This window comes from Paraburkholderia sp. J69-1, assembly GCF_905220255.1.
Taxonomy (GTDB): Bacteria; Pseudomonadota; Gammaproteobacteria; order Burkholderiales; family Burkholderiaceae; genus Paraburkholderia.
Map to the genome: position 1 here is coordinate 21,910 of NZ_CAJMZG010000038.1, position 18,048 is coordinate 39,957.

The following is an 18,048-nucleotide window of genomic DNA, read 5'->3' on the forward strand; positions in this document are numbered from 1 at the left end:
GCAGGGTTTCGTGACTGGCATATGTCTTGCCTTTATCTACGCGGAAGTCAAAGACACTGGAGACATCGACCTTGGCCCTCGAACACATTACTGTCCTCGATCTGACCCACATGTTGTCCGGCCCTTACGGCACCATGTTGCTGGCCGACCTGGGCGCACGCACCATCAAAATCGAACCGCCGGGTCGCGGCGAAGGCACGCGACGCCTGCTCGAACATGATCCCGACTATTCGCGCGACGGCATGGGCGCCTACTTCCTCACGCTCAACCGCAACAAGGAAAGCGTCTGCGTGGATCTGAAGACCGAAGCCGGGCGTGACGTCTTCCTCGATCTCGTGCGTCGCGCCGATGTCATTTACGACAACTTCAGCGTGGGCGTCACGCAGCGCCTGGGCATCGATTTCGACACGCTTTCGCAGATCAATCCGCGCATCATCACGTGCTCGGTGACGGGCTTCGGCCAGACCGGCCCGCAAACGCAACGTCCGGCGTTCGATCAGGTCGTGCAGGCCATGGGCGGCGGCATGTCGATTACCGGCACGCCCGAATCGGGGCCGACGCGCAGCGGCATCCCCATCGGCGATCTGGGCGGCGGCGTGTTTGGCTCGATGGGCGTGCTCGCCGCGCTGGTCGAACGGGAGCACACGGGGCGCGGCCAGCATGTCGATGTGTCGATGCTCGACGTGCAGATCTCGCTACTCAACTACATGGCGACGATGTACTTCATGTCGGGCGACGTGCCGCAAGGCATCGGCAACGGACATTTCGTGCACGTGCCTTACAACTGCTTTCCGACTGCCGACGGCCACATCATCATCGCCTGCATCGGCGATCCGTTCTTCGAGCGCTTTGTCGAATGCATCGACCTGCCTGCGCTGCGCAAGCCCGAATATCTTGCGCAACCGGTGCGCTACGCGGCGCGCGCCGAGATCGACGCACTCGTGGCCGAAACGTTGCGCGGCCATTCGACGGCTTACTGGCTCGACCGGCTCAACGCTGCGCGCATTCCCTGCGGTCCGGTCAACAACTTCGCCCAGGCGCTGCAGGACCCGCAGGTGCTCGCCCGCGAGATGGTGGTCGAGGTGACGCTGCCGCAGGGCCAGCGTCTGCGCATGCCCGGCAATCCGATCAAGCTCTCCGGCGCCGCGCCGCGCGCCTACGGCACGCCGCCGCAAGTGGGCGAACAAACCACGGAAGTTCTCAGCGGCTGGCTGGGCTACACCGAAGCCCGCATCGCCGAATTGCGCGCAGCCGGCACGATCGCCTGAGGCTGCCGACGATGACACCCGACACGATTCATATCACCGACGTCGCCCCGCGCGACGGCTTGCAGAACCAGGCCGTGCATCTGCCGACCGATCAGAAGCTCGGCCTGATCGGGCATCTCGTGCGGGCGGGCGTGACCAGCGTGGAAACGACGAGTTTCGTCTCGCCGAAGGCCGTGCCCCAGATGGCCGACGCCAGCGACCTCACCGGCCACGTGCAGGCGCGCTGGCCGCAACTGCGCAATTCGGTGCTGGTGCCCAATCTCAAGGGACTGGAGCGTGCTCACGCGGCCGGCGCCCAGGAAATCGCCGTCGTGCTCTGCGCCACCGAGACCATGAACCGCAAGAACATCAACATGGGACTCGATGCAGCGCTAGACGTGTGCGAGCAGACGCTCGCGCAGGCTCGCGCGCTCGGACTGCGCACGCGCGCCTATGTGGCCGTGGCATTTGACTGTCCGTTCGAAGGCGAAACGCCGCTTGCGGTCGTGCTGCGCCTTGCCGCGCGCATGGCCGAGACGCACGCCGGTGAAATCGTTATCGCCGACACCATCGGTTCCGCTGCGCCTCTGCAGGTCAAGCAACGCTTGAGCGCGCTGCGGGACGTGGTGCCGCTCGAACGCCTTGCCGTCCATCTGCACGACACGCGCGGTCTGGGCGCCGCCAATGCGTGGGCCGCGCTGGAAGCCGGCGTGCGCCGCTTCGACAGCAGCGTGGGCGGCATTGGCGGTTGTCCGTTCGCACCGGGCGCGGCAGGCAACCTGGCCACGGAAGACCTCGTGCTGATGGCGCAACGATGCGGCCTCGCAAGCGGCATTTCACTCGATGCCCTGCTCGACGCCATCGATTTCGCCGAAACGCAGTTGCAGAAACCGCTTGGCGGGCGCTCGAGCGCATGGCTGCGGCGCGAGCGCGCCAAACGTCGCGAAACCCTTTGATTTTCTAGCGCACTGGACAAAAATCACACAGACAAGGAGACGTCAGCATGACCAGAAAGACGAACACCGAATTTGACATCCTCGGTGTCAACCACATGGCCATCGTCTGCAAGGACATGGCGAAGACGGTGGAGTTTTATCGGGACGTACTCGGCATGCCGCTGATCAAGACAATCGATCTTCCGGCGGGCATGGGGCAGCACTTCTTTTTCGGCATCGGCAATGGGGACGCCATCGCCTTCTTCTGGTTTCCCAACGCGCCGCAGGCGCATCCTGGCATTTCGGCGCCGGCGCATTTGCCCGGCCACGGCTCGATCACTTCGGCGCACGGCTCGCTCAACCATATCGCCTTCAATATTCCCGCCGATAAATTCGACGCCTATGTCGAACGTCTTGTCGAAAAAGGCGTGCAGATTTCCCGCGTGATGAATCACGACAACTCGCCGGCGCAGATCAGCGCGACGATGAGCAAGGACGTGTTTCTGCGCTCGGTGTACTTCTTCGATCCCGACGGCGTGTGCCTCGAATTCGCGTGCTGGACGCGCGAGCTCAATGCGCAGGACGTGAACTACGAAACAAGCGCGAGCGCACATGCGCCCAGTTGATCGGGCGTAAGAGGTTCTGGTTTCATTGCGGCATCAGATCGCTAAACCACAAAAATAAAAAATCCCGGAGACAAAACGTCAATGAAAGAAGCTCTCATCGCTTCAGCCGTAGCCGCTTGCGCGCTCGGCATGGCAAGCACCCCAGCCCACGCGCTATCGAGCGTGACCTTGTACGGCATTGCCGATACCGGCATCGAGTTCGTCAATCGTGTTTCCAGCGCAAGCAGCGCGGGGAGCAAATTTGGCATGCAGAACTACGGCAGCCTTTCTGCGTCACGCTGGGGCTTGATGGGTCAGGAAGACCTCGGCGGTGGTTTGCAGGCGTTCTTCTGGCTCGAAAGCGGCTTCCAGCTCGGCAACGGCTCGCTCGCGGGCGGCTTGCAGTTCTCGCGCCAGTCGGCAGTCGGATTGCGGCAGACCGACTGGGGCCAGCTTGCGTTCGGCCGCCAGTACACCAGCCTTTACTGGGGCATGTACCGCTTCATGCCGTTCGTGACAGGCATCGCGTACGAACCTGGCATCGTGGCGGGCGGTGGCAGCTACACGGAAGACAACACGATTCAGTACACCGGAAAATTCAGCGGTATCAACGTCGCGGCGCACTACTCGTTCGGCACGGGCTTCGCGTATCAGGGATCGCAGGTGTCGAGCATTCCCGATGGCGGTGTGCCGGGCAATTTCCGCGCGCAGTCGGGTATTGGCGCGGGCGTGTTCTACCTGGGCAATTCGTTCGGGATCGGCACGGGCTACGACCAGACCAACCCCACCGCGAGCGCGAGCGCGCCAACAGGGGTCGCGCGCCTCGCCTATCTCGCCGCCAGCTATCAGTTCGAACGTGTGCGTCTCATGGGTGGCTACCGGTGGCGCAATTCGACGTTCGGAAACGGCGTCACGCAGATTCGCGACGACTTCTACTGGGCGGGCGTGAAGGTCTCGCTTACGCCTGCGGTCAATCTGATCGGCGGTTACTACTACGACCGCGCAAAACGCGCGGCACTCACCTCGACCAGCGCCAACATGAACCTTGCCAACTTCAGCCAGGTGAGCCTGATGGCGACGTACAGCCTCTCCAAGACCACCACGCTCTACGCGGCGGCGGCCTATGCGCACAACGGCCCGCTCGACGACGACACCTTGCTGCAGACCGGCACGGCGCTCGGCTACGGCAACGCCAGCACGGCCAATGGTCTTGCCGATGGCCAGAAAAGTCAGGTGGGCGCGACCGTGGGCCTGCAGGTCAATTTTTAATGCAATGCCGGAACCGGCAACCAACCAAGGAATCATCGACATGCGCTTGATCGCGAAAACCTACTGGAATGGCACCTGGATCAAGTTCCGGGAACCCGTGGAAGACTTTGCCGATTGCCGGCAGGTCACCGCCTACGCGAACGACGGCGGACAAAGCCGCGGCCTGTACTGGACGCCCAAAAGCAATCCACGCCCGCGCGTCGCGGTGGTGGCGGGGCATCCGCGTGTGGACTTCAGCCGTCACTATCTGTTCCCGCAACTGCTGCGCGCAGGTTACGCGTGTCTTGGAGCAAACGTGCGCACCACCGGCAACGACATGACCTGCATACACGAGCAGATCATCCTCGACATCGCCGCCCAGGTGCAGTGGCTCAAGGACGAGTGCGGCGTCGAACAGGTGATCTGGCTGGGCAATTCAGGCGGCGGATCGCTCGGCGGCTTCTACCAGGCGCAAGCCCAACTGCCATCCGCCGAACGTCTCGCCATGACGCCGGGCGGGCGTCCCACAACCTTGCGCAGCGCCGTCATGCCGACCTTCGACGCGATGATCATGCTCGCCGCTCACAGCGGCCAGGGGCTGATCCTGAACGAGACGATCGATCCTGCCGTGGTCGACGAACATGCCCCGCTGCTCACCGACGCAAGCCTCGACATGTACGACCCCGCCAATGGCTTCCGGCCGGCGCCCGAGTGGTCGCGTTATACGCCGGAGTTCCAGCAGCGCTACCGGGCGGCGCAGCTCGCCCGTGTGGCACGCCTCGATGCGCAGGCGCGCGCGATGATCGCCGACCAGCGCGAAGCCGAACTGACTTCCGCCGCACCGGGCTTCTCCTCGCTGGCGCTCGCCCAGCAACGCACGATCCTGCAGCGCGCCGCGTTTCAGCCGGTGATGACGATCTACCGCACCATGGCGAATCTGCACTACACGGACAACTCCATCGATCCGAGCAATCGCGGCTACGGCAGCCTGCTGAGCGACCGCCCGGATCTCATGAATTTCCAGTTGCTGGGATTTGCGCGTGTGCTGACGCCCGATGCGTGGCTCTCGACCTGGTCGGGCCTGTCGAGCAACGCCAACCTGCTGAAGAACGCGCCGTCCATCAAGGTGCCGATGATCTTCGTTCATGCGGGACGCGATCTGGACTGCTACCTGAATACGCACTCGCGGCCCATCTTCGACGCGTTCGGCAGCGACGACAAAACCTTCGTGGAGTTTGCGGACCAGCTTCACTACTTCGAGCCGGACGAAGGTCAGGACGACAACGCAGGCGCCCTCGCGCAGGCCGCGAAAGTCGTGCCGTGGCTGAAAGAACGCGCGCCGCTGTAAGCGCGACTCCATCATGAAAAAGGAGGCCGCCTTGGCGCGCACGGACAATGCAATAACAGGGGATTCAGCAGGCGCACACGCGGCGCCTGCGAACGAAAGCGCGCGCCTGCTTGCCGGGTTGCAGGCCATCGTCTCGCGTCTTGCGAGCGGCGGCGCGCGCGTGGCGAATCTGCGGCGTCTATCCGGTGGCGCAAGCCAGCAAACGTGGTCGTTCACCGTCGCTGGACAACACGGGGAACACGCACGCATTCTGCGGCGCGGCCAGCCTGACGCCGGGCATCGCGGCAGCGCCAACGTAGGCTTCGCGGCGGAGGCGCAGTTGTTCGAACTGGCTGCCGCAGCGGGTGTCCCCGTTCCGCATGTGGTCCATGTGCTTCGACCGCAGGACGGACTCGGCGATGGCTTCGTGATGGAGCACGTCGAAGGCGAGACGCTTGGCAAGCGCATCGTGCGCGACGCGCGCCTCGCACACGCCCGCACACAGCTCGCTGCGCAGTGCGGCGAAGCGCTCGCACGCATCCACGCGATCGAGCCCAGCACCTTGCCACGTTTGCGCGTCGCCCCCGCCAACGTGGAAATGGCCTTCTGGCTCGGTCAGCATCGGGCCTACGGCATGGCGAACCCGGTATTCGAGTGCGCGTTCCAATGGTTGCGCCGTCATCTACCGCCCGCGCCGCGCGTCTGCACCCTCGTGCATGGCGATTTTCGCAACGGCAACCTGATCGTCACCGAAGCAGGCCTGCGCGCCGTGCTCGATTGGGAACTCGCCCATATCGGCGACCCGATGGAGGATCTCGGCTGGCTTTGCGTGAACTCCTGGCGCTTCGGCAATGCGGACAAACCGGTCGGCGGTTTCGGCACGCGCGAGCAACTGTTCGCCGCGTATGAAGCGGGCGGCGGTCAGGTCGATCCGCAACGGGTTCGCTTCTGGGAAGTGTTCGGCACACTGAAGTGGGGCATCGTCTGCGAAGGCATGGTCTACGGCTGGCTCGACGGTACGGAACGCGAAATCGAAAAAGCCGCGATTGGCCGCCGTACCTCGGAGGCGGAAATCGATTTGCTCGCCATGCTCACCCACACCGGAGCCGCCTCATGCTGAATCCCCCCAGCGCCGAGCAACTGCTCGAAGCGGTCAGCGCTTTTCTGCGCGACGAAGCGCTGCCCGCACTACAGGGCGCGGCCGCTTACAAGGCGCGCGTGGCCGCAAGCATGCTCGACATCGTGCGACGCGAACTCGTGCTCGCCCCGGCTGCGCGAGTCAGCGAAGAACAGGCGTTGCGCGAGCTGCTTGGCGAGCGCAGCGGCACGACGGACGCTTTGACACGCGCGCTCTGCGAGCGCATCGCCAACGATGCGCTCGACCTCGACACACCGGGCGTCGCCACGTTCCTGTGGCAAATCACGCTGGACAAGCTGGCCGTGGACCAGCCCGGCTACGACACCTACCGCGCTGCCCTCGCCGGCAATGACACCGAATAACAGGAAGCCTGAAATGAACTTCAATCTACCCGATGCGCTCACGGCCTATCTGGCCGAGCTCGATGCCTTTATCGACGATGAAATCGTGCCGCTGCAGGCGCAGGACGACAACGAACGCTTCTTCGACCATCGCCGCGAATGGGCGCGCACCGACTTCGACAATGGCGGGCTGCCGCGTCACGAGTGGGAAGAACTGCTTGCCCAGGCGCGCCGCCGGGCTGATCGCGCCGGGCATCTGCGCTTTGCGCTGCCGCGCGAATTCGGCGGCAAGGACGGCGGCAATCTCTGGATGGCGGTGATCCGCGAGCATCTGGCGGCCAAAGGGCTGGGGCTGCACAACGATCTGCAGAACGAGCACTCGATCGTCGCGAATAATCCCTTCGTGCTGGTGATTCGCGACTTCGGCACGCCGAAGCAATGCGACCAGTTGATCGCCGGCATGCTCGACGAGCGTGTGAAGCTGGCTTTCGGCCTCACGGAGCCCGAGCACGGCTCGGATGCCACGCATATGGAAACGCGCGCGGTGCGCGAAACCCGCAACGGCGTAGCCGGCTGGCGTATCGATGGCGAGAAGATGTGGACCACCGGCATGCACGTGGCCACGCATTGTCTGGTCTTCGCCCGTACCAGCGGCAGCGACGGCGACGCTGCGGGCATCAGCGCGTTTCTCGTGCCCGCACAAGCCAGCGGCGTGAAGATCGAAGAGTATCTGTGGACCTTCAACATGCCCACGGATCATCCCCGCGTGAGTTTCACCGATGTCTGGGTCGCACAGGATACGTTGCTCGGGCCGCTGGATGGCGGGCTCGCGATCGCGCAGCACTTCGTGCATGAGAACCGTATCCGCCAGGCAGCGTCGAGCCTGGGTGCCGCCGATTTCTGCGTGCGCGAAAGCGTGAAATATGCGCGCGCACGACGCCCCTTCGGTCAGGAGCTCGCGCAAAACCAGGGTATCCAGTTTCCGCTGGTCGAACTGGCGACGCAGATCGAAATGCTGCGTCTGCTGATCCGCAAAACCGCCTGGGAAATGGATCAGATGCCCAAGCCCGAAGTCGAGCGCCAGCTCTCCGACAAAGTCTCCATGTGCAACTTCTGGGCGAACCGGCTGTGTTGCGAAGCTGCGGATACAGCCATGCAGGTGCACGGCGGATTGGGTTATTCGCGGCACAAGCCTTTCGAGCATATCTATCGCCATCATCGGCGCTACCGCATCACGGAAGGCGCAGAGGAAATCCAGAAGCGCAAGGTCGCAGGCTTTCTGTTCGGCTATATGGGCCCAAACAAGATCGCGCGTGCAGCGGGTTGACCTCTCATGCGTGCAAGGCCCATGTAACGCCTCTGAACGGGCACCTTTCGATTGAGCGCCCCCGAATCCCCTTTCTCGCGCAGACTTCCCGATGAACGATACCGCTTTTAGTTCCGCCCCCCACTCAGCCGAGGCTACGAATGCGCCGCGAACGCGCGGCCAGTTTCGCCTGATTGCCGCCTGCTCGCTTGGCAACGCGCTGGAGATTTTCGACTTCACGATCTACAGCTTCTTTGCGCTGCTGATCGGCAAGCTGTTCTTCCCGTCGAGCAACCCTTATATCTCGCTGCTGCTATCGGTGGCGACGTTCGGTATCGGCTTTGCAATGCGACCGCTCGGCGGCTTCGTGATCGGCAACTATGCGGACCGTCGCGGCCGCAAAGCTGCCCTCACGCTCACGCTTTTGCTGATGGTGGCCGGGACGCTGTGCATCGCCGTCGCGCCGTCCTACGCGAGCGCCGGTGTGTTGGGCACGCTCATGGTGCTCGCCGGCCGCTTGCTACAGGGCTTTTCAGTCGGCGGCGAATTTGCCGCTGCCGCCGTGCTGCTGATGGAATCGGGTCATCAGCAAGGTCGTGGCTGGCGCGTGAGCTGGACGCTCGCCACCCAGGGCATCGCGTCGGTGGTGGGCGCGCTATGCGCAGCGGCACTGTACGCGGCGCTCCCCACGGCCGCGCTGGAAAGCTGGGGCTGGCGCCTGCCGTTCCTGATCGGCTTGCTGATTGCGCCGGTAGGCATCTACATCCGCTCGCATCTCGATGAGACACACCAGCCGCGCGAACAGGGGCCGAGCCCACTGCGCATGCTGTGGCGCGATCATCGCGGCCTCGTAATCAAGGGCATCATGGCGACTGCGGCCGGCACCGCAACCATGTATCTCGTGGTGTTCTTCATGCCCACGTACATGATTCGCGTGCTGCATCTGCCGCCGGCGCTCTCCCTGCTCTCCGGCTGCGTGACCGGCGCGACCGTGACCGTGGCCGCGCTCGTCTCGGGTCGTCTCACGGATCGTCTCGCGCGCCGCAAACCGCTGGTGCTGACATCGCTGACGCTGAGCATGCTCGCGGTCTATCCGGCCTTCTGGCTCATCACTACGTACCCGAGCGTGCCGCTCGTCATCTGCCTTGCCACGCTGCTCACCGCCTGTATCAACCTCGGCATGACGCCGCTATTTCTCGGCATCATGGAGACGCTGCCGATCGAGGTGCGCACCAGCGGCATTTCAGTGATTTCCAGCGTGGGAATCGCGGTGATCGGCGGCTCGTCGCAGTTCATCGTGACGTGGTTGCTGGCGCGAACCGGCAATCCCATGTCGCCCGCCTGGTACATGCTGGTGTGTTGCGTCGTGACGGTGCTGGCCGTGATGAGCATTCGCGAGACGCCCAGGCATGAAGGGGCGCGATAAAAGGCGTCATTCGCATCGCTCTCGACTGACAACACAACACGGAGACAACACCATGCGCTGGCAGCAACGTCCTCAGGGTTCCAACTGGGGGGATTTCGGTCCCGACGATCAACTCGGCCGGATCAATCTGATCGGCCCCGAACAGGTTGTGAAAGGCGCGCGCGAAATTCTCGCTGGCAAGAGTTTCTGCCTGTCCTTGCCACTCGACTATCCTGGCGAGAACAAGCTCAACCCGCCGCGACACGCACCCGTTCTGCGCCCGAATTTTTATCGTGAAGGCGAGCCGTTCGTGAACTTTCCGGTGGCGCGCATGGACCCGCACGCCACAGATGTAGTCTGTGACGATCAGGTTGTGCTGTCGCTGCAATACTCGACGCAATGGGATTCGCTCGCGCACGTGGGCGCACTGTTCGACGCCGACGGTGACGGGCTGGCCGAACGCGTCTACTACAACGGCTATCGCGCCAACGAGCACATCATCGGTTCGGTCACCTACGACGACGTCCCGCCGTTCACGCCGCACGCGTGCTGCGGCACGGGCACCAGCGAGGCACGTGCGCTCGGCATTGAGAATCTCGCGGTTAAAGGCATGCAGGGTCGTGGCGTACTCGTCGATCTCGCGCACGCCTATGGGTTCGGCGCGAGCGACATCGGCTATGACGAACTGATGCGCGCTTGCGAGACGCAGCGCGTCCAGATCGAGTCCGGCGATATGTTGCTGTTGCGCACCGGTTTTGCCGAAGTCGTTCTTTCGATGCAACGTAATCCCGATCCTGAGCGCCTGCACCAAAGCTGCTGCGCACTCGACGGGCGCGACGAGCGGCTACTGAACTGGATCAGCGATTCGGGGATCGCCGCGCTGATCGCGGATAACAACGCTGTCGAGCGCTTCCCTGCCCGCCCAGCGCCGCGGGACGAAAAGCAGTATCCGTTGCTCCCGTTGCACCACCATTGTCTGTTCAAGCTCGGCCTGCCGCTGGGTGAACTGTGGTATCTGCGCGAGTTGGCCGACTGGCTGCGAGACAACCGTCGAACGCGCTTCATGTTGACCGCTCCGCCACTGCGCCTGCCCGGTGCGATGGGTTCGCCGGTCACGCCGGTCGCGACAGTTTGAGTCGTGTCGTACGCCATTGCGAATAATGGCGTCTTCTTTCCATGCAAACCTTGAGGAGCCATTTATGTCTGAAGCCACTGCTATCTGTGAACTGGCCACGCGCTTTTTCGACGCTATCGAAACAGGCAACGTTCAGGATCTCGAAGCATGTTTTTCGCATGATGCCGTTGTGTGGCACAACTTCGACGACCTCGAACAACACTGGACGAAAATTGTCCCGACGCTGGCGGGGATGATTGAACGAATTAGCGATCGACGTTACTCGAACCGGCGGCTCGTGCCGTTTTCAGGCGGCTTTGTGCAGCAGCATCTTCTGAGCGGCGTGCGCAAGGATGGAGTTCGGGTCAGCCTCACTGCTGCGCTGATCGCCGAGGTGAAAGACAACCGGATCACCCGTATCGACGAATATATCGATTCGGCACAAATCCCGGCTTTTCTGGTTCAGGTCTAGAGCGCTCGACCTCGGGTGCACACATGATGGCGTTATCGTTGCGGCCATGTCCGAACAACGCAAAAACTAACGACAACTCCAGAAGGAAGCGACCCGCCCGTGTATCCTTTCAACGCCGCTCGAATTGTTTGTTTCGCATGGCTACTTGGCCACTACCATCGATAACATTGCCGACGCCGCGAGTAGCACACGCTGCAAGGATAGTTCGCAGCGCTCTCGCCGGCCTGATAGTTGTTCGTGCTACTGGGCACGACAGTTATCAGTAAAAACTGTCGGCCGTACGGTTTGGCGTCGCTGTGATAAGTCTTCGGCACACCGGAAATCGATAACCAACAAGTCAGATTGACCTTTCATCGGTGTATGAAAGGTCAAAATCTGGTTATCCTGAGGATTCAAAAACTTGCGATATTTAACATCTGCATGACAGCCTAATAACTCCGTATCCGGAGTGACAGGATATTATTCGTCAGCAAACTGCAAATCTGCATTGCGCCTGGATGAATCAGACTATCTCAGTCAACCGCAGTAATGTAGAGTTCATCAATTAATGTCGCGGCTGGACAACCATTTCTTGTCGCTTTAAGGCGCGGAACGCCCCCAAAGATCGCCCTAAAACTATCCGGCTCAAGCTTGCATCATCGAGCTCACGCGTGTAGACCCAAGCCTCACGCATGGCGAATCCAGCCGCGAAGCCCTTGTCCAATGTCGAATACTCCTCCTCGCAATTTTGCGGAAATGGCGTCCCCACGCCATTGATGTAGAACCGGAACATCCCGTCCGCACCGACTGCCGCGTCGAAAAGGCGCGCAACGTTGGTCTTCCCCTGACCTTTCGAATCTCTCCAATCGTTGTCCGGCGCATCATTGTTAGTGCCATCGAAGACAACGTTCGCCGCGCGAAAGCTTGCGGTCGCATGTTTTGCACTCTCGCTCGAACATAAGCGCGGGCGCGCGGCCGCGCCGCTGACGATCGTTGAGGTGGCGCTCGGCGAGCCGACTTAGCATGAATCGCATCTCGAACGCCTACTCAAGGAACGGCTCTCGCGCGTGAAGCTTGTTGCACCGGTGATCGCGCTGGGCCTTGAAGCGCGCGACGTGCGTGAAGCCGAAGCGCCCAACGAATGACTTTTCCCGGAACCGGGCGGCTCGCCGCAGGATCACGCGCGCCTTCTCGAGCTCCTCACCGCGCGCCTTGGCGCTGAGAACGTCCTCGTGCCCAATCCCGTTGCTGATTTTCGGCCGGAAGTTGCGGCGCAGGGAGTTCGCGCGCGATTGCCGCAGCGCGCGCCGATATCAGCGGCATCCCGTTCGAATCCACAGAACTTCTCGCGGTCCTCTCCATCCCGCCCGGGCTCTGGATGCGGACTTGGATCGGCGCGTTCGTGAGACAGAATGGACGCTACCTCATTGATGAGGGCAGCGACGAGGTAGCATTTTTCGACGGCACGCACTACGCGCATTGCGAATGCGAACAAGTTGACGTTTATCGAACTAGATCGGCGTTGATCCAATTTAATATCTTATTGTATTTTAACGATTTTATATCGCCTCCCTTCGCATCAGAGTTGATCCACATACCTTCATTGCCGCATAATCCGGTTACATGGCGGTTACATGAAATCGCTGATTTACGAACAAGGAGGCTAGTGTTCCGTCCCAGAAATAACTTTGCAGAGTCGGGCCACCTTCTGAATGATCGAATCGGTGGTTGCGGTCCAGACAAATGGACGGTTTTGCTGGTTGTACTGAGCGACATAGCATTCAATGCTATTGATCAATTGGCGCACGTTTTTGAAGGATCCACGTCGGATAGCCTGCTGTGTGATCAGGCCAAACCAGCGCTCCACTTGATTGAGCCAGCTCGAATAGGTCGGCGTGAAGTGCATGTGATACCGCGTGTGTTTGGCCAGCCATGCCTTGACCTTCGGGTGCTTATGCGTAGCGTAGTTATCGACGATCAGATGCACGTCAAGTTCCTCCGGAACCGCCTCATCAACGTGCTTCAGAAAGGCCAGAAACTCCTGATGCGCTGCATTGTGCGATGACCTCGCCCGTCGCTGCATTGAGCGCAGCAAACAAGGTCGTTGTGCCATGCCGGATGTAGTCGTGCGTGACACCTTCGAGATAGCCTGGACCCATCGGCAACACTGGCTGCGTGCGTTCAAGTGCCTGGCATTGGCTCTTCTCGTCGACACACAGTACCAGGGCGTTGGTCGGTGGACTCAGATACAGGCCGACAATATCGCGCACCTTCTCGATGAAATACGGATCGGTAGAAAGCTTAAAGCTCTTCGAGCGGTGAGGCTGCACACCGAACAGCGACAGATACCGGGCCACCGAGCTCTTCGAAATGCCCGTTTGCGCAGCAGCTGAGCGCACGCTCCAGTGCGTTGAGCCGTCTGGCTTCTCGTGCAGTACCTTTGCCAGTAGCTCGGCTATCGTTTCATCGTCGTGCGCGCGCGGGCGACCCGGGCGCGCTTGATCATGCAGACCGGCGAGCCCCTGCGCGACAAAGCGCTTCTTCCAATGCGTGATCGCAGCAGACGTGATGTCACATTGCACCGCGATTTCTTGGTTCGTATGGCCGTCTGCTGCCATCAGGATGATCTTTGCCCGGCGCACCAGCGAATGAGGCAGCGAACGTGAACGGCACAGTGACAGCAATTGTTCTCGCTCCAACCCGGACACGACAACCTCGATTCCCTTACGTCCCATGATCGTCTCCAGAACACAATGAATTGATCATAGAACATGTTAGTATTATGTAAAGTTATTTCTGGGACGGAACACTAGTAATGTAGCAGTCGTGGCAAAACGCCTGCTTGGATTAAGAGGACTCCGCCGGTCGTGGCGCGCAAACTTCTGGCGAGGCTGCACAATTTAGAAGTTTCCGCAGGTACGCCTATTCAGACTCCGACATTGCCAACGCGTACCGATGATCCAAGGGTAACAACGATCGGTCCAGCAAACAGACCGCAACACAAAGGTGCATCCCAAGCTGCTCTCGCGTCAGATCAAATTCGCCCATCATTCGCAGGATGCATGCATCACCAGCTTTTGGGACGTTCGATCATTTCAGTAGATTCGGATCGGGACATGAGAGAATGTCTTAGCCCAATGAGCGCCGACCAAACAACGAGAAATGCAACGGATTTCTTAGCATTGCCAATAATACCATGACGATAAGAGTCAACCTGAATTACTACAACAACGATCACAGGATCTTGCTAACCACTCATCAACCGTACGCCGCCGCAGGGACAGCGGCAAGGGTCGCCTTTTATCGGCGCAATCCTGTCATACGGCGGGCGGATTTTTTATCCTACTTTCTCATTCACAGGCAAGCCTTGAGCGGCTACCGAACCTACCAGGATCTTCTGACTAAGGCTCATGCGGCGTCCACTTGGATCGAAGACGTTATCGTACCAACAAGCCCAACTATTCAGCTGGCGCAGCAAGGTTATTCCGACAACGGTCTGTCCGAGCGAATTGGAGAATCTATCGGTCTCAGCGTTATTAGTCGGCTACACGGCATGACCGATGCCGACTGGACCAAACTGGACACGATTAGTGGCGTGAACGGCCAACCCACGTTCGATTTTCAAATCGGAAGCGATGGCGCTCGGATAATTCAAGTGGAAGCAAAAGGCTCGATGGTTGACGATTGCACCAAAAAGCCGTCCAAGGTGAGCAATCATGCAAGCAACATTGCACACAAGAAGTCCGGCATCGCCCAACTAGCGACCTATCGGTATCCGTCGTCAATCCGGTACGGAACAATCGCGGCCATCGATGCAACTCATGATGCGCAGTGCTGGTTGCTCGACCCACCGGCGCAAGACTTTTCGATAGCTCCGCAGGAGCTGCGGATCATCAAGCGGTTGGCATTTGCTGCAAAGTCCATCGCCTTGGTGGCGCCAACTGCCACCCTTCCAGCCGCCATCGCAAAGCGCATAAACGAAATTTGGAAGGGCAGCGCCAACGCCTTTGAGGGCAAAGTCTTGCAAACGGGAACCGGAACGCTGTTCTCTCATCAGACCTACGTCGAGCAGTACCTCTCCTCCCGTAAGACTTATTTACGCGACATTGACGTCGTCGGCAGACTTCTTCCGAGCGATCATGATTCACCGATGTTCATCGGGATGATGGGTAACCTCGCCAGATTGGCAATCCAGCAGAGTTTCAGTGAGATTGTCAACATTGAGTACAGCCAGACCGACCTCGGAGTGCACCAGATTACCGCCGGTGATCCAACCCAGGAAGTAGGACGAGGCCGGTCAAAACGCATCCCGATGCGTCTCGCCGTGAGCTCGGGCGGACTCGTTTTCGGACATGCTGCGCGGTGACAAGTCACCTCCTCGATCTACCCTCTTGCATCTTGAACCACCTCGCATGCAGTAGCGAGTACCTCGAGAAAATCCCCAATCCTCGGGTTGATTCGAGCCCCTCTCGCTTCTTCCGCGGCGAAGAGGTTAGAGAGCATGGAGCGAAATATCTCACTAGCTCGCTATACAGCTGCAGGTGTACCGAGGTGAATGCCCTTACTCTCCATGAAGAACTGCCGTTGTACCAACACGCGATTGAGCGTTTCATCTGTTGATGTCCACGCAGAACTGACCCACTGGGTCAGTTTCTACTGCAAATCAACACACTGTCGAGCAAGCGTACCGCGTGGGCCGCGTTTGTGAAGACCGAAAACGGTTGGGCATCCGTCGACAGCCTGAACGCTGGCACCGCGCCTTCCAGTACCAGTTCGGACGACAGCAGCGCCGCGAATGTGAACACCGCCGCGCAAGCCCCTGCCTCACCGCAAATCAACCCGGCTACGGGCCAACCTTTGGTCGGCGCAGTGGATACCAGCGGCAACGCTTATGGAACGGCCGCCCCGCAGGTCAATCCGGCCAACGGCCTGCAGATGATCCAGGGCGGCGCGATCGACGTACAGGGAAATTCCTTCGGTACCACGAACGTGACCGACCAGAACTAAATGTCGGCGGCGGCCACCAGCGGCCGCCGTATCAACTCATTGGGCCAGGGCCAGCGGCGAATTCCTCTGAACACGGCCGCGCCCTACCTTCCCAGCGCCTAGTTGCCGAAATCGTTGGCGTCGAAGCTGATATGCGAGGTCCGCGGACAGCCCATCTTCGGATCGGCCACCTTGAACAGGCCATCGCTCCACGCCTGCTTCGCTTCGGAAAAACGGCCACCAGCCGGCATCGAATTCGGCCATCGAATCACGCTCATTTTCCCGCCTCCTGCTTCGACGCATTCGCAGCGTCTTGCTGCAACTCACGGTGGTATTCTTCGGTCGCCCGCTTGTCACGTTCGCGCGTTGCCTGCATTTGCGCGTTCGCCTGGGCGGCGAGCACGCCCTGAACAATATACGGATCGTTGTTGGCCGGCTTGTCCAACGGACCGCCGTCGTCGACGCGCACACGAATCCGATCGCCGTCCAGGAACTGCACGATGAAGTTGTATTGCTTCGGCCCATAGGGCGGGATTTTCGCAACGGCTTCGAGCCACTGGTCGCCGCTGCGGTCGTTATCGTCGTATGGGTGGGTGTCGCGCTCCCAGCGCACGTGCACGGTCATGCCGTCACGCCACGTCTGCGGGACGTAGACGCAGCACATTTCGGAGCCGCCGCCCGCCGGCTCGCCGCTCTTGCTCACCGGTGCGAGGTTCGGGCCGCCCCCGCTTCTGCCTGCGGAATCCGTGATGGAGAAACTTCCGACTCCATACGATGCGTAATTCAAGCCGCTCACCGACGCAGGATTTTCGGCCGGGCGATCGGCCTGCGCCACCGGTGCAGCAGCGACTTTCTGCGCAGCATCCTGATGGCAGCCCGCCATAATCAGGCCCAACGCAAGCGCAGCCAAATAGCGCACAGGCCCTCTTGCCGGTAGCGCCACCCGGTGCACCAGAACGTTTTTCATTAAGTGAATCAACTTGCTTCCTCGATCGGTTTCTTGCTGGCATTGAGCCGGTGCGATTTGTCGCGCGCTGGCCCCCCCATGATGTGCGCGGCTTCGACTAGCTGGCTTCGTATGTGGACTCGACGTGTGACGCGCTCTGCTCGCACGCGACCCGCGCGCGTTCGAGCTCGCCCCAGACCGGCGCGGGAATGCGCCCCATCACGCCCAGACGGGTATCGCCCGATTCCGCACGCCCAGTGAGCGCGGCGCGAATGTGCGACTCCTCATCGATTGCGCGGATCGAAGTATCGAACCATGCCTTTCATGCCGTCGCCAATATCGGCAAACAGTTTTTAAATGGAATGCAATAATCGCGTAATTTTACGCAATAAATTCAATCAAAGACGAGAGCGACGCTCTGGAAAATAAGCATCGAAACTGAAGGAGAAAATCCAATAACGCTATGCGCATTGAATATCCGGGAGAGAAACGAACAGGGAATAGCGTGATGCTGGTTTGGAAGGTCGACGCGATTTGATGCGATGTCGATGACTGGTAGCCGGTTCGCTTCGGCTTTGACTAGAGCGATTGTTTCTGAGAACCGTGCGAAAAATCCACTGGGCAGAAACTTCAAAATTTCACCCAATAGCTTTGGGCCTAGCAAAGGTTCCAGCAACTGCCCCCAAAGCAGCCTCGAGACGATCTCCAACGGTAAATCGGGACATAGCAAATACAATCAATTCTCGTCGTAAGCGACATTAATTGATGAACTCCACAAGTGATTTGCCCTTTGTAGACGTTCACACTGGCACGTCAGCTGTCAGGTGATCGGTGTGGGCATGCTGCGCAATGTAATCGCTTATCGACGCTCCACAATTCCCTTGCACACCTTACTTCGACACTACGCGTGGATACGCTCAGATATGAAATCCGTTGCAGTTAGCGGTTCACCGCGCAGCGATTATGCATCGTCCTGAGCCAAGCAAAAGCCCAGGACGA

The 18,048-nt window shown here is 60.3% G+C and carries 16 protein-coding genes and 1 pseudogene; 13 read left to right on the forward strand and 4 right to left on the reverse strand.

Annotated elements, in window-relative coordinates; all coding sequences use genetic code 11:
- Positions 1-71 precede the first annotated feature (71 nt).
- From U5A67_RS38780 to U5A67_RS38830, 11 genes are all read left to right on the forward strand, one after another.
- On the forward strand, positions 72-1,268 hold the full coding sequence (locus U5A67_RS38780; RefSeq protein ID WP_321818537.1) for a CoA transferase: 1,197 nt from the start codon (positions 72-74) through the stop codon (positions 1,266-1,268).
- 11 nt (positions 1,269-1,279) lie between these two features.
- Positions 1,280-2,203: a hydroxymethylglutaryl-CoA lyase gene (locus tag U5A67_RS38785; protein ID WP_321818536.1), complete on the forward strand. Its 924-nt coding sequence runs from the start codon at positions 1,280-1,282 to the stop codon at positions 2,201-2,203.
- A 47-nt stretch (positions 2,204-2,250) separates the two neighbouring features.
- Positions 2,251-2,808 (forward strand): VOC family protein, encoded by a 558-nt coding sequence (locus tag U5A67_RS38790; RefSeq protein WP_321818535.1) that lies wholly within the window; start codon positions 2,251-2,253, stop codon positions 2,806-2,808.
- Positions 2,809-2,889: 81 nt separating this feature from the next.
- Entirely contained in the window at positions 2,890-4,056 is a 1,167-nt protein-coding gene (locus U5A67_RS38795) for a porin (RefSeq protein ID WP_321818534.1), read from the forward strand.
- A gap of 40 nt (positions 4,057-4,096) precedes the next feature.
- The gene (locus U5A67_RS38800; protein WP_321818533.1) at positions 4,097-5,383 is read left to right on the forward strand and encodes an alpha/beta fold hydrolase; all 1,287 of its coding nucleotides are present in this window, start codon (positions 4,097-4,099) and stop codon (positions 5,381-5,383) included.
- 31 nt (positions 5,384-5,414) lie between these two features.
- Positions 5,415-6,482 (forward strand): phosphotransferase family protein, encoded by a 1,068-nt coding sequence (locus U5A67_RS38805; protein WP_321959815.1) that lies wholly within the window; start codon positions 5,415-5,417, stop codon positions 6,480-6,482.
- A complete protein-coding gene (locus U5A67_RS38810; protein ID WP_321818531.1) occupies positions 6,476-6,862 on the forward strand; it encodes a DUF6285 domain-containing protein in 387 nt (128 codons plus the stop codon). The genes U5A67_RS38805 and U5A67_RS38810 overlap by 7 nt, the downstream gene beginning before the upstream one ends.
- A 13-nt stretch (positions 6,863-6,875) precedes the next feature.
- Positions 6,876-8,168 (forward strand): acyl-CoA dehydrogenase family protein, encoded by a 1,293-nt coding sequence (locus U5A67_RS38815; RefSeq protein ID WP_321818530.1) that lies wholly within the window; start codon positions 6,876-6,878, stop codon positions 8,166-8,168.
- 91 nt (positions 8,169-8,259) lie between these two features.
- A complete protein-coding gene (locus tag U5A67_RS38820; protein ID WP_321818529.1) occupies positions 8,260-9,573 on the forward strand; it encodes an MFS transporter in 1,314 nt (437 codons plus the stop codon).
- A gap of 52 nt (positions 9,574-9,625) precedes the next feature.
- Entirely contained in the window at positions 9,626-10,687 is a 1,062-nt protein-coding gene (locus U5A67_RS38825; RefSeq protein ID WP_321818528.1) for a cyclase family protein, read from the forward strand.
- A 64-nt stretch (positions 10,688-10,751) separates the two neighbouring features.
- Complete coding sequence (locus U5A67_RS38830; protein WP_321818527.1) at positions 10,752-11,138, forward strand: nuclear transport factor 2 family protein; 387 nt, start codon at positions 10,752-10,754, stop codon at positions 11,136-11,138.
- A 1,642-nt stretch (positions 11,139-12,780) separates the two neighbouring features.
- On the opposite strand, the pseudogene U5A67_RS38840 reads toward U5A67_RS38830, so the two are convergent.
- Positions 12,781-13,852 (reverse strand): annotated as a pseudogene (locus U5A67_RS38840) (IS630 family transposase).
- Positions 13,853-14,313: 461 nt separating this feature from the next.
- Here U5A67_RS38840 and U5A67_RS38845 point away from each other — a divergent pair.
- Positions 14,314-15,483 carry a hypothetical protein gene (locus U5A67_RS38845; RefSeq protein ID WP_321818526.1) on the forward strand — a complete coding sequence of 390 codons (1,170 nt, stop codon included), beginning with the start codon at positions 14,314-14,316 and terminating at the stop codon, positions 15,481-15,483.
- A gap of 338 nt (positions 15,484-15,821) precedes the next feature.
- Entirely contained in the window at positions 15,822-16,124 is a 303-nt protein-coding gene (locus U5A67_RS38850) for a hypothetical protein (protein ID WP_321818525.1), read from the forward strand.
- A gap of 98 nt (positions 16,125-16,222) precedes the next feature.
- Here the strand turns inward: U5A67_RS38850 and U5A67_RS38855 are convergent, their stop codons facing one another.
- From U5A67_RS38855 to U5A67_RS38865, 3 genes are all read right to left on the reverse strand, one after another.
- The gene (locus U5A67_RS38855) at positions 16,223-16,381 is read right to left on the reverse strand and encodes a hypothetical protein (RefSeq protein ID WP_321818524.1); all 159 of its coding nucleotides are present in this window, start codon (positions 16,379-16,381) and stop codon (positions 16,223-16,225) included.
- A complete protein-coding gene (locus U5A67_RS38860; protein ID WP_321818523.1) occupies positions 16,378-17,070 on the reverse strand; it encodes a DUF3304 domain-containing protein in 693 nt (230 codons plus the stop codon). Before U5A67_RS38860 ends, U5A67_RS38855 begins: the two co-directional genes overlap by 4 nt.
- Positions 17,071-17,443: 373 nt before the next feature.
- Positions 17,444-17,758, reverse strand: a complete 315-nt coding sequence (locus U5A67_RS38865) for a hypothetical protein (protein WP_321818522.1) — start codon at positions 17,756-17,758, stop codon at positions 17,444-17,446.
- Positions 17,759-18,048 lie beyond the last annotated feature (290 nt).